This window comes from Bifidobacterium sp. LH_449, assembly GCF_056356755.1.
The window spans coordinates 84,772-97,841 of sequence record NZ_JBKEUV010000004.1 but is presented as its reverse complement, the minus strand read 5'-3'; the positions used below and the strand labels follow the sequence as shown (position 1 = coordinate 97,841).

Below are 13,070 nucleotides of genomic sequence, written 5' to 3'. Positions count from 1 at the left end.
CCGAAGCCGGCCGATTCCGCTGATCGTGTTGAAGCGGTTGGGTTTGCTGGGGTTGCTGTGTTGGATGATCTGACTGAATCGACACGGGTCACCTCAATTCAAAGGTGGTCGCACCGATGCGCACCGCAACGCGCGGAGCCAGCACGGTGGGTTCGGTCAGCCGCCGCTGATTGACCACGGTGCCGTTGGTGCTGCCCAGATCCTCGATGGCCCATCGATTGGTGGCCGGATCGCGGTAGACGCGGGCATGATGCGAGGAGACGAATTCATCGTCCAGCACCACGGTATTGGATGCGGCGCGGCCCAATGTGATGGTGTCGCCGGTCAGAGGAACGGATGTGCCGGCAAGCGGGCCGTCAATGATGATCAGCAGCGACGGGGCTCCCGTACGCGAAATTTCATTGGCCGGCGCCGGACGCCCGGTCGCGACGGGCGCAGGAGCGGACACGGCCTTCTTGGCATGCCTCTCCTTACGACGATGAGCCCGCGATTTACGCGGGCTGAATGTTTCGATATCGCGATACAACGAACGCATGGACAGCAGCACAAACAGCCACAACAGTGCCAGGAAGCCATACTTGAAGATCGCGAAGGTCAGTTCGGTGAGCATAGAGGGAAGTCCCTTGTTAGGGTGGGGCTACTCCTGGTCCTGAGACGAAGCCCAGTACAGGATGCGCGTACGGCCGATCGTGATGGTGTTGCCGTCCAGCAGTGTGGCGGCAGGGACCTGATGCCCTTCGACGTAGGTGCCGTTGGTCGATCCGAGGTCGCGTGCGATGGTGCCGTTGTCGGTGATGTCGATTTCAAGATGCTTGCGGGAGATGCCCGGATCGTCGATGACGATGTCGCAGCCGGAGCCGCGGCCTATGACGGTCTTGTCCTTGGTCAGCAGGTACTGGTTGCCGTTGACCTCAAGCATCGGGCTGTCTTCGTTCTGCGAATCCGTGGTGACCGGAACCGCATTGCCCTGCACGGATTCGGAGCTGAGGTTGAAATTGCCTTTGGACAGTTCGAGGTCTTCCTCGAAGATCACGACGACCGGGCCGACGAACGCGTAGTGCTGGCTTTTCGCATACTGCGTCAGATTGTCGGCGAGCTCATTGGCGAGGGTTTCGGAACCCCACTGTTCGATACGGTCGAAATCCGGCGTGCTGAGCTTGAAACGGTATTCGTTCGGGGCCACCGTACGATCGCGGCCGACAGGCATCGCTTCGGCGTCGATTTCGCGCTCCAAGGCGCTGGAGAGGTCGACAGGCTGCAGATCCTTGGATCCGAACTTGGCGAATACGCCGTTGACTGCGCCTTCCACGCTCTTCTCAAAACGGTCGAGAACGCTCATGTTAGTCCCTTTCTATCTTCACCTATCCTACGCGGGGTGGGTACGTGTTCCAATTCGATGGGGCAATAATTGCAAAAAATTCAATGTAATCGGGATTCAAGTGGGGATTGTTTGCTGTTTTTGCAATGAAATAGGAGGATGGTTGCGTACGGTGCACACGGCGTGATCGTGTTGCGCTGTTTTCGATTGCGCTATGCGTTGCGGTTATGCTTCACGGGATGCGGGATGCCGCTTTTTGCTTGTGGCTGCGCGACGCTGCCCTCTGACGTGTGTCTCGTTGGTGATAGCGTGTGTGGCATGAGTGAAATGAAAATGACGCAAGGCGCCGCCGCTGCGACGGCTGCCGGCGATGACGCCATTGCCCTGTTCCCCCGCACTAAAGCCCGCACGTTGCGTTTCACGTGCGGCGCTCCGCGCTCCGCCCGCGTGGTCGGCGACGGTTCACGCGCCCTGTTCCTGCGCTCCGATGGGCCTGAGGATTTGGTGACGTCGCTGTGGATGAGCGTGATCGATGCGGATGCCGAGTCCTGTGATACCGATTCACGTGAAACGTTGCTGGCCGATCCGCGCGAATTGCTGGCCGATGCCGATTCCGAAGACGTGCCCGCCGAAGAGAAGGCCCGCCGCGAACGCGCCCGCGAAGGCGGTTCCGGCATCGTCGGCTATTCGGTGGATGCCGCCGGGCACCGCGTCGTGTTCACGATCAACGGCATGCTGTTCCTCACCGAAATCAACGAGACCGGCGATGGCGGACGTACCCGCGAGCTGGCCGCGGGCGCCCTTTGCGGCGCGTACGCGCCGGTGCTGAATCCGCGCATCTCTCCCGACGGACGCCATGTGATGTATACGACCGGCGAACATCTGGTGCTGGTCGACATCGCCGATCGAGCCGAAGGCGACGCCGCTCCCGTCGATGCCGATGGCGTCTCCACGGTGTTCGGCGTGTGCGGCGACGATGCGCGCGAAGACGGCGACACGTGGAAGATCGGTCTTGCCGAATTCGCCGCAGGCGAGGAGATGGACCGTTACGACGGCTTCTGGTGGAGCCCGGATTCCACGCAGGTGCTGTTCGAAACCTACGACGAATCCCCCGAACCGATCTGGTACATCAGCGATCCGGCCAACCCGGGCCATCCGGCAAACGGCACGCGCTACCCGCGTGCGCTGACCGCCAACGCCGACGTGCATCTGACGTTGCTGACGCTGCTGTTCGACGGTGACGGCCGGTATGCCGGAACCGGCGAATCCCCCGAAGTGCAATGGGACCGCAAGGCCTACGAATACGTGGCCGCCGTGGATTGGCGCAAGGGCCACGACCCGCTGGTCCTCGTGCAGGATCGCCTGCAGCGCAACGACCAGGTGCTGCGCGTTGCCTCGGACGGCACGACCAACGTGTTGGAAACGCACCATAACGACCAGTGGATCGACCTTGTCGCAGGTACTCCGTGCCACACGCCGGACGGCCGCCTGATCTGCGCGCTCAACGACATGGACGCCGACACCAACCGTCTGACCGTCGACGGCAAGGCCTTCACCCCGGCCGGCCTGCAGGTGCGCGAGGTCCTCGACGTCACCGACGACGACGTGCTGTGCGTCGTCCAGCGCACGCCCGAAATCATGGCCGACGTGCCCGCCATCTGGGCGGACACCGCATCCGAACATGACGCCCGCAGCTTCGACGTGGTCAGCATCGACTATGACGGCACGTGGACGCCGCAAACCGTCAAGCCGGGCGTCTGGACGATGTCGCGCGGCGAACGCGGCAGCGTCATCACCGGCCGCACCATGCAATCCGCGCACACCATCATGTCGCATTCCTGCGAAACCGCAACGCCGTCCGACGGCGCCCCGACCGACGCGAAGGCCAGCATCGCGGTCTGCGTCATCAATAACCACGCCTCCGAACCCGGTTTCACCCCCAACGTCGTCTTCACGCGAATGGGCGAACGCGGCCTGTACACCGCCATCATCGCGCCGAGCGGCGGCAGCGCTTACGCGGATGCCGCCAAACTGCCGGTTTTGATGAAGCCATACGGCGGTCCGGGCGTGCAGCAAGTCGTGAGCGGCCAGTCCTACTACTGGGACGCCCAATGGTGGGCCGATCAGGGCTTCCTCGTCGTCACCACGGACGGGCGTGGCACGACAGGACGCGGCCCCAAGTGGGACCGTGAGATCTTCGAAGCCATGAAGGACGTCACGCTCGCCGACCAGGTGGACGCCGTCAACGCGCTGCCTGCGGCGATCGGCGCATTGAACGCCGAACGAACCGCCCGCGGCGAGGCCGCATTGCCTCAGGCCGACACCGACCGCGTCGCCATGATCGGATGGTCCTACGGCGGCTTCCTGTCCGCACTGGCCGTGCTCGACGCCCCCGACACCTTCCACGCCGCCTGCGCCGGCGCGCCGCCCACCGATTGGACGCTGTACGACACGCACTACACGGAACGCTACCTCGGTCTGAATCCGGACGTGTACGCGCGTAACAGCATCGTCGAGGACGCGCCGAAGCTGCGCCGCCCGCTCATGCTGATCCACGGCTTCGCCGACGACAACGTCACCATCGCGCACAGCCTGCGCCTCAGCCAGGCATTGATGGCGGCGGGCCGTCCGCACACCTTCCTGCCGCTCACCGGAATCACGCATATGACCAACGACGAAACGGTGGCGCAGAACCTGCTCACATTGCAGCGCGACTTCCTGTACGACGCGTTGGGCATGCGCTGAAACGTCTCCGGCGGATGCGCCGGCGGGTCGGTGGAGGCGTGCGCCATGCTTGGGCCGCGCTTGAGGCCATGCGTCGAATGCGGCGCATAAGGCGCATGAGGCTCATTGATCCGTCGGCCCGCCGGCCCGCAGAGGATTTCGCTGCGGGCCGGTTTTCGCGGGGATGCCGGTTTTCGGAAACGTTGCTGGAATAATGTAGAAGCGATGGACTTTTCACTGATTGACGAATCGTCGTATGCCGACTGCATGCGCGGCCATGTGATGCCCGCGCTGGAAGCATGCTGCGTTGAAGGATGGATGGAACCGGCCGAAACGGACGCGTCCGGCGCCCCGCTGCCCGCGCTGGAGGAGCCCGGGCGTCTGCATTACCTGTGTTACGACGCCGCACGATTCGACGAACTGTGCGAGCCTCAGGCGTCCGGCGTGTTCCGCGGGGCGATCGTGATCAGTCACGGATTCACCGAATTCGCGCCGAAATATTCCGAATTGATCTGGTACTTCCTGCTGTCCGGATATTCGGTCTGCATCATGGAGCATCGTGGGCACGGGCATTCCGCGCGCGACGTGAAATCGTCCGGATTGGTGTGGGTCGACGATTGGCGGCGTTATATCGCCGATCTGGCGAAATTCGCGTCCACAATCGGATATCAGTATGCGGATGGCCGCCCGCTGAATCTGTTCAGCCATTCGATGGGCGGCGGCATCGGCGCCATCGTATTGGAACAGTATCCGACGCTGTTCGACAAAGCCGTGCTGTCCGCACCGATGATCGCGCCAAGTACGGGGATCCCCAACGGGATGGCCCGCGTATTGACCGAAATCGTCTGCGCATTGGGCTTCGGCCGCAGTAAGGTGACCGGGCAGAGCGAATTCGATCCGCAATTCAGCATCGCCGGCTATGAAGATGCCTCCGAAGCGCGTATGCGCTGGTATCATCAGCTGCGCCTGGATGACGAATGCAATCAGATGTTTTCGCCGACCTTCGAATGGGTGCGGCAGGCGCTGCGCATGTCCCGCGCCGTGCTCGATCCGGAAGCCTGCGCCGCAATCGGAACGCCGATCATGCTGTTCCAGGCCGGCAAGGACGTGTGGGTGCTGAACGAGCCGCAGAATCGCTTCGTGGAACGTGTCAAGGACGGCGGCGGCAACATTCAGGTGAGGCGATTCCCGGATTCGCTGCATGAGATCTTCTCGATGCCGAACGGCACGTATAAGCCGTATCTGCAGGAGATTCTGGCGTTTTACGATACGCCGGAGGCCTCGGTCGCGCTGAGATGAGGACACCGCCCGTCCGGGCGTCTGTGGCTGCGCCGCGACCATGGCATGGCCGTGCTGGCGGCTGCGTCTGCGTTTTTGCGTAACGCTTGTGCTATGGCTGTACTGCGTTTTGTGCTGCGGTCGCGCCGTATCTTTGCGTGGCCGGTGTTCCGCGCTTATGTCTTCGCCTTTTCGATGCGGGCGTGCCGTTGACGGTTTTCGCTAGTATTTCGGTGGAATGCAAACTGGAATACACAACAATAGACGTGACTGAAGGGCGGACGGTGGCATCGGTGCGTGTACGGGCGAAGAAGCAGCGTGATGGACAACATGATGATGGCGATTCGATGACGGCTTCGTCGCAAGACCCCACGTTGGCCGCAACCATGGAAAAACGGCCGCGCGATCTGATCATCGGCATCCTTCTGACCGCTGCCGGCGGCATTTTATGGGGCTCCAACGCCACGGTTTCGAAGATTCTGCTGGAAGACTACGCCGCCGACCCGCTATGGATCGCGTCGGTGCGCCAGATCTTCGCAGGCATGCTGTTCTGCGTGTGCGCGGCGTTTATCGCGCCGAAAATGCTGCAGGGCGCGGTGAAGGATTTCCGCAGCTATCCGTACATGATCGCCTGCGCGGTGGTATGCGTGCTGATGACGCAGGTCACGTATCTGTCGGCGATCGATTGGACGAATTCCGCCACGGCCACCGTTCTGCAGACGTTGAGCCTGGCTTTTGTGCTGATCTACGTGTGTCTGCGCGGACGGCGGCTGCCGGGGAAACGCGAATTGATCGGTGTCGCGCTGGCCTTTGTGGGAACGGTATTGATTTCCACAGGAGGCGATCTGACCACGCTGAAGCTGCCGCTTCCGGGTTTGCTCTGGGGCTTGGGTGACGCATTCGCTACGGCTGCCCTGTCGATCATTCCGACCCGTCTGATCGCCAAATGGGGCAATTTCGTGGCCAATGGCGTGATGTTCATGATTTCCGGCCTGATTCTGCTGCCGATAGTTCGCCCATGGGCGACAGCGCCGGATCTGGACGTCTTCGGCGTGATGCTGATGGTGTTCACCGTCGTGGGCGGCACATTCGGCGCATATTGGCTGTTCATGGCCGGCGTGATGCGTATCGGCTCGATGCGTGCCACGATGGTCGGCACCACCGAACCGCTGATGGCCACGGTCACCGCCGTCTGGTGGACAGGTGCCGTATTCCTGCCCACGGACCTGGTCGGCTTCGCCATGATCATCATCATGGTCTTCATCCTCCGCTAAGCCGGCCGGGCCGGTCCAGCATCCCCGCATCCGCGTAAGTTTGCCCCGACCGTCGGTGCCTATCCCAGCGGCATGCTGCGTCCTCCGTATCTGCATACGGCTTGCCGTCCTCTCCCTTCCCTCTCCCTTCCCTCTCCCTTCCCTCTCCCTTCCCTCTCCCTTTCCTTTCCCTCTTCCCTCTTCCCTCTTCCCTCTCCACGCTCCCCCTCTCTCCCCCTCTGACACTTTTGACCGCAACACGCCGGCTTTAGCGGTCAAAACTGTCAGGCATAAGGTCTTGCCAGCCCCTGTCTGCGTGTGCTTGACAGTTTTGACCTCACTCGGCGGCGTGTTGCGGTCAAAACTGTCAGGAGGCAAGGTCTCAGGCGGGCTTCGTCTTCCCACGTTTGACGTTTTTGGTCGCAACACGCCGCCCTTGTCGGTCAAAACTGTCAGGAGGTAAGGCGTCAAGCAGACCGCGTTTTCCGCATTTGACGCTTTTGATCGCAGACTACGGCGTGTCTCGGTCAAAACTGTCAATAGGACTGCCCGACAGGGGGCTTGTCCTCCTTCTGCTGACGTTTTTGGTCGTAACACGCCGCCCTTGTCGGTCAAAACTGTCAGGAAGTGAGGCTTCAAACAGACCGCGTTTTCCCATACTTGACGTTTTTGACCGTGCTTGTCGGTGTGTCTCGGTCAAAACTGTCAGGAGGCAAGGTTCCGGGCGGGCTTCGTCATTCCGCGTTTGACAGTTTTGATCGCCGACTACGGCGTGTTGCGGTCAAAAGTGTCAGTTGGATGCTGCCCGTGGGCTTTGCGCGGCGTAAGCGGCAAAAACTGGCGTAAGTGACGGTATAAGTAACAAATGCGGGGGCGTAAGTAACAAGATGTGGGTTCAAGATGCCCCTCAGCCCTTGCAGGCGTAAGCATGCCGGGGTGGTATTAACGTTTTGACCATTAAAGGCGGCGTCCGGAATCCCGGTTTTACCCGGCGTCGCAGTGCGGGCGTAAGCCGGACTGCGACGGGGAAGTCAACGGGTAAAGCAAAAGGCCGAAACCCTGTGGGCTTCAGCCTTTTTTGCTGGTGCGAGCGGGGGGAGTTGAACCCCCACGAGCATACACTCACTGCCACCTGAAGACAGCGCGTCTACCATTCCGCCACGCTCGCGCAACAGTTGGATAATTTACTGTTGAAAGGCGAGGAATGCAAATCGGGAAGCATTTCGGCGTGTCGCACTCTCAATATGCTCCCCGATATGATGCCGAAATTGCTGATAGAGCCGCCGACATCGCGGTATTTGCGCCGATTTCAAGGCGATGTCAGCAATGTCCGTGGTCGATGCGGAAGTCAGCGCCGACAGCGCCACCAGTATTGCATAATCAGCACGAATATCATCACCGATATTGGTATCGATGACATTGCAAATGGCGGTGCGGAATCAATGCCGGCAGCGCCGGCGGTATCGCATGGTCATTGCAAATGCCATTGTCAGGGCCGTGATCGATGGCATTTGCAATGTCATTGCCAGCGGAAATTGTTTTCGCCTGCGCCGATTTCGAAATGGTATTTCGCGCATCCCAATCCGACGTGCGCGAATAATCCTTCCAACGCTTCCGCGGAAACAGTGCCGTCCGTGTGCAGCGTAAAGCGGAAAGGCTGCTGGCTCAACGATGTCGGCGCCAGCATCGCGGCGCGCATGCCGGCACGGAACCATTCCGGCGCAGACGCCATATCGGGAGACGCGGAAGCCGCTGCGGACGCGTCAGTCGCCGTGTCAGCCACCACATCGGTGGGCGCGGCGGTGGCCATATCGGCGGTCACGTCGGCGGCCGCGCCGGAAAGTGCGTCGGCGTCGGTATTGGCGGCAGTATCGGCTGTCGCGTCATCCGCAGCGTTTTCGATTGCGCACAATTCCTCCATCGGCTTGCTGCGATGCTTCGTGCCGCCGCGCGCGCCGTGCCCGAACACGATGAACCAAATCGCGGCCTCACCGTCATCCAGCGTCCACCAAGCATCAGCGGCGGCGCTGGCGTCGTCCAGCACCACCCAGGATGTATCCAGGCCAAGCTGCACGGCGCGCAACGCCAGCCGTTCGCCGTAATAGCCGACCTTTTCCTCCAAGTCGGCGGCCTTGTCGCCATCCAAACCGGATTCCCCGCACCGTTGCCCCATTTTTGGGGCCGGGCTGGATTCGGGGGAGAGGGCGGAGACCGGGCTGGAAACGAGGGAAGGAACGGAGGTCGGGCTGGGGACAGGGGAGGGAGCGGAAGCCGGAATGGCGGCAGCATCTGCGGCGGGGCTTGCGGCGGGAGCGGCGGTGAGGTCGTCGTCGGAGGCGGCCTCACCGCAAGCCCGGCCGATCAACGCGATTGCATTGTGCACGCCTTTGAACCGCCCGTAATGCGTCTTCAATCCAAGCAGCGCATCGTCCAATCCGGCCGCCATCTGCATATGCAGGCCGGAGGCGGCGTTGCAGGCGTCGATTTCATCCTGCAACGCCGCCAATGCCGCGGCGTCAACCGGTTCATCGGTATACATGCGGATCGCATGACGGCGCTCCATCGCTTCCAGCAGATCCATGATTCTCCTTTCGCGCCGTCGCTGTGTGGCGGCGTTCCCCTGTGGCGGCGTTCCCGTTTGACATCGTCCCCGTAGCGGCGCTTCCGCATGACGGTGCCTCCCGCACGGCGGCGCCTCCTACAGCCAGATGTGGCCGTGCGGCGGCATTCCCAAAAATCAGCCGCGCGATCCGTTCGCGTAGAAGCGGGCCAGCGTCTCGTCGCGGAATTCGTCGAAATAGCCGCCGTCGATCGAGGCGCGGATGTCGTCGAGCAGTTTGATGAAGAAATGCTCATTGTGGATCGTCGCCAGCGTGAAGCCGTTCATTTCGCGGGCGCGCAGCAGATGGTCGACGTAGGCGCGCGTGTAATGCGTGCACGTATAGCAGGTGCAGCCTTTCTCCAGCGGGCCGAAATCCGTCTTGAATTGCGCGCGCTTGATGTTGTAGCGTCCGTCGCGCGTGAAGATCGCGCCGTTGCGGCCGCATCGCGCCGGGGCGACGCAGTCGAAGGTGTCGCCGCCGTTTTCGACGCAGGCGAAAATGTCGTCGACAGCGGCGATGCCGAGCACGTGGCGCGGGCGGTTTTCCGGCATGGCGTCGCAGATCCATGCGCAGATGTCGCCGATGATGCGCTTTTCCATGGCGCCGCCGATGCCGACGCCATCAAAGTCAAGAGATGCGATCTGTTCGGCCGCATGACGACGAAGATCCTCATAATTGGCGCCCTGCACGACGCCATACAGCGCCTGATACGGCTTGCCGACACGCTCTTCGGTCAGTCGCCGATGTTCGGCGACGCAGCGCTGCGCCCAACGGTAGGTGCGTTCGACGGATTGCTCCTGATAGCGGCGCGTGTTCATCAGCGTGGTCAGCTCGTCGAATGCGAACATGATGTCGGCGCCGATCTTATGTTGGATTCCCATGGAGATTTCGGCGCTGAAACGATGCAGCGATCCGTTGAGCGGCGATTTGAAGGTGACGCCGTCCTCGTCGACGAAGGCGAGGCGCTCCTTGCCTTCGGCGATGACGTCGTCGGATTTCATGCCGGTGACGTCCATGGCCAGCGTCTTCTTGAAGCCGGCGCCCAATGAGAGGACCTGGAATCCGCCGGAATCGGTGAAGGTCGGGCCATCCCAGTTCATGAATCTGCTCAGGCCGCCGGCCGCGTCGAGCACGTCCTCGCCGGGGCGTTCGTACAGGTGGAAGGCGTTGGACAGCAGGCATTGCGCGCCCATGTCCTTCATGGTTTCCGGCAGTACGGCCTTCATCGCGGCCTGCGTGGCCACAGGCACGAAGGCGGGGGTGCGGATGTCGCCGTGCGGCGTGTGGATGATGCCGGTGCGTCCGTAACGGGCGCCGCCGCGGCCTTTGCCCTCGGCGGAATCGGGAAGCCTTGTGATGGTTTCGAAGGAGAATGCGCTTCGGTCGCCGGGCTTGCCGGGCTCTGCGCCGCGCGGATGTTCAATAAGACTCGTCATAACGTCCACTGTATTGGAGACGCTGTATTGGAGACGCCGCATTGCCGGGCGGTGTGGCGGCGCGCCGCCGTTGTGCGGCGTTGTCGCCGTGTCTTTGCCGGCATGCCGTCGCCGTGCCGTTGCCCGCACGGCGTCCTTGCGATGCCTTCATGTCATGCAAGCTGAAAGAAAATTTGTCCATTTCTTCCAACAAATATTCAGGAAACTTCCAGTGCGAGTGTTTTTACTCGTATGTAGCGAGTTCGGTACAGAGGAAGCGGCAGACAGCCGGAGCCGAATGACGGAAAGATTTTAAGGAGCAGGATTATGGCTGAAGAACATGATGGCCTGAACGCTGAGAACGGCGCTCAGCAGTCGCAGCCGAAGGACGATCGCCCGGCGGAGGCGCAGTCCGCCGCCACGCAGCCGATTGAAACGCAGCCGACCGTCGAACTGCATACGGATGAGTCGAAGCCGGATTATTCCGCGGCGGCGGGGGAGAGGACCGTCGTCTCCGCGTCGCCGGTGACGAATGACGCCGGCAGCGCCGATAATGCCGGTCACATGGCCGGAGGCAACAATACGGACAGCAACGCGATTCCGCTGTATCGCCCGGCGCCGGAATACGGCGCGTATGGGCCGACCCCGACCGCGCAGAATCCGCAGGGCGCCGCCAATGGCGCACCGGCTTCGCAGATGCCGCCGGCGCAGCAGCCCCAGCCCGGACAGCAGCAGGGTAACCGTAATCCTTACGGCGTGGGCAACGGCAATCCTTTCGCCAACCCGAATCGTGGCATGTTCGGCGCTGGTCCGGCGGCGGGAACGCCGCAGAACGGCAAGGCCAACGGTCCGCGTAATCCGTTTGGCGCGCCGCAGCAGGGCGCCGCAAACGGTCAGGGCGGCCAGCAGCCCGGCCAAGGCGGTTGGCCCGGCTCTCCGATGCAGCCGGGGAAGCCCAATCAGCCGAACCAGCCCGGTCAGCCGAAGACCCCGAGCAAAATGGCCACCACTGTGACAACCGGCGTGGTCGCCGCACTGGTAAGCGCCGCATTGTGCCTGGGCGTTGGCTACGCCGCCATCACCAACGGCTGGGTGACGGTTCCGAACAGCAACAGCCTGTCGAACGTCACATCGAATAAGTCCGGTTCCGGCACCGCCAAGGCGGAAAGCGGAGAAGCAGTCGACTGGTCCGCAGTGGCCGGCAAGGTGTCTTCCGCCGTCGTCTCCATCCAGGTGCAGACCAGCAATGCGACGGCCGCAGGCTCCGGTGCCATCATCGATTCCAAGGGATATATCGTCACCAATAATCATGTGGTTTCCGGCGCGCAGGTCATTCAGGTGACGCTGGCGGATGGCACGATCTATTCCGCACAGTTGGTCGGAGCCGACGTCACCACCGATCTGGCGGTCATCCAATTGCAGGGTGCGCCCGACGATCTGAACACCGTCGAATTCGCCGATTCCGACAATCTGGCCGTCGGCGAATCCGTCATGGCCATCGGCAACCCGCTCGGCTACGACGACACCGCAACCGTCGGCATCGTCTCCGCACTGAATCGTCCTGTCACCGTTACCGACGACAACAACAACGAAATCGTCACCAACGCGGTGCAGCTTGACGCCGCCATCAACCCGGGCAATTCCGGCGGCCCGACCTTCAACGCCGCCGGCCAGGTCATCGGCATCAACTCGTCTATCGCATCGACGGCGACTTCCAGCAGCACCGCCGGCTCCATCGGCATCGGTTTCGCGATCCCCTCGAATCTGGTCAAGCGTGTCGCCGATGAAATCATCGAGAACGGCTCCGTCAAGCATGTAGCGCTCGGCGTGACCATCACCAGCGCAACCGTTGAAGCGGACGGCGTCACCCGCGGCGGCGCCCAGGTCGTCACCCCGTCCACCGGCGGTCCGGCTGTGGTTTCGGGCGGTCCGGCGGACAAGGCCGGTTTGAAGGTGAACGACACCATCGTCGCATTCAATGGCAATGCGGTGAACAACAACTACTCGCTTCTCGGATTCGTGCGTGCGGCCGCGCTTGGAGACAAGGTGACGCTGACCATCGTGCGTGACGGCAAGACCATGGATGTGGACGTGACTCTGGATCAGGAGGAGTCGGCCGTGAACGGCAGCTCGTCCAGCGGCGACAGCAACGAGGGCAACGGTCAGGGCGGTCAGAACGGCCAGGACGGCAATGGCCAGGACGGCCAGGATGGCCAGAACGGCAACGGCTGGGGCTGGGACGACGGCGGCCTGTCCGACCCGTTCGGTCTGTGGTAACCCGATGACCCGTATGGACTGACGGCAGGCGGGCCTGCATCCGGAACCCCGGGTGCAGGCCCGCCTGCCGTTTGCCGCCATACAAGCCATAAACGTCATGCGTCTGCCATCCGCGAGGATTCCATGCCGTCTGATAGGGTGGTCGGCACGTCATGCCGTGAGGCTGCGTATACTGTGAAGTCCCGCCAAGGCGGCATGATGA

General features: G+C 62.2%; 8 protein-coding genes and 1 tRNA gene. 4 read left to right on the top strand and 5 right to left on the bottom strand.

The window, feature by feature from the left end; translation table 11 throughout:
• Nucleotides 1–88: 88 nt before the first annotated feature.
• The gene (locus tag AC1AX7_RS04695) at nt 89–610 is read right to left on the bottom strand and encodes an FHA domain-containing protein FhaB/FipA (RefSeq protein WP_476508936.1); all 522 of its coding nucleotides are present in this window, start codon (nt 608–610) and stop codon (nt 89–91) included.
• Nucleotides 611–637: 27 nt separating this feature from the next.
• Complete coding sequence (locus AC1AX7_RS04690) at nt 638–1,339, bottom strand: FhaA domain-containing protein (RefSeq protein WP_476508935.1); 702 nt, start codon at nt 1,337–1,339, stop codon at nt 638–640.
• A 306-nt stretch (nt 1,340–1,645) separates the two neighbouring features.
• Between AC1AX7_RS04690 and AC1AX7_RS04685 the strand changes: the two genes are divergently transcribed.
• The 3 genes from AC1AX7_RS04685 to AC1AX7_RS04675 all read left to right on the top strand — a co-directional run bounded on the left by AC1AX7_RS04685 (nt 1,646) and on the right by AC1AX7_RS04675 (nt 6,594).
• Entirely contained in the window at nt 1,646–4,063 is a 2,418-nt protein-coding gene (locus tag AC1AX7_RS04685) for a S9 family peptidase (RefSeq protein WP_476509037.1), read from the top strand.
• A 204-nt stretch (nt 4,064–4,267) separates the two neighbouring features.
• On the top strand, nt 4,268–5,341 hold the full coding sequence (locus AC1AX7_RS04680; RefSeq protein WP_476508934.1) for an alpha/beta fold hydrolase: 1,074 nt from the start codon (nt 4,268–4,270) through the stop codon (nt 5,339–5,341).
• Nucleotides 5,342–5,706: 365 nt separating this feature from the next.
• Entirely contained in the window at nt 5,707–6,594 is an 888-nt protein-coding gene (locus tag AC1AX7_RS04675; protein WP_476509036.1) for a DMT family transporter, read from the top strand.
• A 1,061-nt stretch (nt 6,595–7,655) separates the two neighbouring features.
• Here AC1AX7_RS04675 and AC1AX7_RS04670 read toward each other — a convergent pair.
• The 3 genes from AC1AX7_RS04670 to tgt all read right to left on the bottom strand — a co-directional run bounded on the left by AC1AX7_RS04670 (nt 7,656) and on the right by tgt (nt 10,612).
• A tRNA-Leu gene (locus AC1AX7_RS04670) sits at nt 7,656–7,741 on the bottom strand.
• A 351-nt stretch (nt 7,742–8,092) separates the two neighbouring features.
• Complete coding sequence (locus AC1AX7_RS04665; protein ID WP_476508933.1) at nt 8,093–9,154, bottom strand: nitroreductase family protein; 1,062 nt, start codon at nt 9,152–9,154, stop codon at nt 8,093–8,095.
• A gap of 156 nt (nt 9,155–9,310) precedes the next feature.
• Nucleotides 9,311–10,612, bottom strand: a complete 1,302-nt coding sequence (gene tgt / locus AC1AX7_RS04660) for a tRNA guanosine(34) transglycosylase Tgt (protein WP_476508932.1) — start codon at nt 10,610–10,612, stop codon at nt 9,311–9,313.
• A gap of 306 nt (nt 10,613–10,918) precedes the next feature.
• Here tgt and AC1AX7_RS04655 point away from each other — a divergent pair, with 306 nt between their 5' ends.
• Nucleotides 10,919–12,868, top strand: coding sequence for a trypsin-like peptidase domain-containing protein (locus AC1AX7_RS04655; protein WP_476508931.1), 1,950 nt, complete (start codon nt 10,919–10,921; stop codon nt 12,866–12,868).
• The last annotated feature ends 202 nt before the right edge of the window (nt 12,869–13,070 follow it).

Excerpts from the sequence above, each read along its gene's own strand:
- AC1AX7_RS04685 (WP_476509037.1), top strand. The coding sequence starts at position 1,646 with ATGAAAATGACGCAAGGCGCCGCCGCTGCGACGGCTGCCGGCGATGAC.
- AC1AX7_RS04695 (WP_476508936.1), bottom strand. The coding sequence starts at position 610 with ATGCTCACCGAACTGACCTTCGCGATCTTCAAGTATGGCTTCCTGGCA.
- AC1AX7_RS04655 (WP_476508931.1), top strand. The coding sequence starts at position 10,919 with ATGGCTGAAGAACATGATGGCCTGAACGCTGAGAACGGCGCTCAGCAG.
- tgt (WP_476508932.1), bottom strand. The coding sequence starts at position 10,612 with ATGACGAGTCTTATTGAACATCCGCGCGGCGCAGAGCCCGGCAAGCCC.
- AC1AX7_RS04665 (WP_476508933.1), bottom strand. The coding sequence starts at position 9,154 with ATGGATCTGCTGGAAGCGATGGAGCGCCGTCATGCGATCCGCATGTAT.
- AC1AX7_RS04690 (WP_476508935.1), bottom strand. The coding sequence starts at position 1,339 with ATGAGCGTTCTCGACCGTTTTGAGAAGAGCGTGGAAGGCGCAGTCAAC.
- AC1AX7_RS04675 (WP_476509036.1), top strand. The coding sequence starts at position 5,707 with ATGGAAAAACGGCCGCGCGATCTGATCATCGGCATCCTTCTGACCGCT.
- AC1AX7_RS04680 (WP_476508934.1), top strand. The coding sequence starts at position 4,268 with ATGGACTTTTCACTGATTGACGAATCGTCGTATGCCGACTGCATGCGC.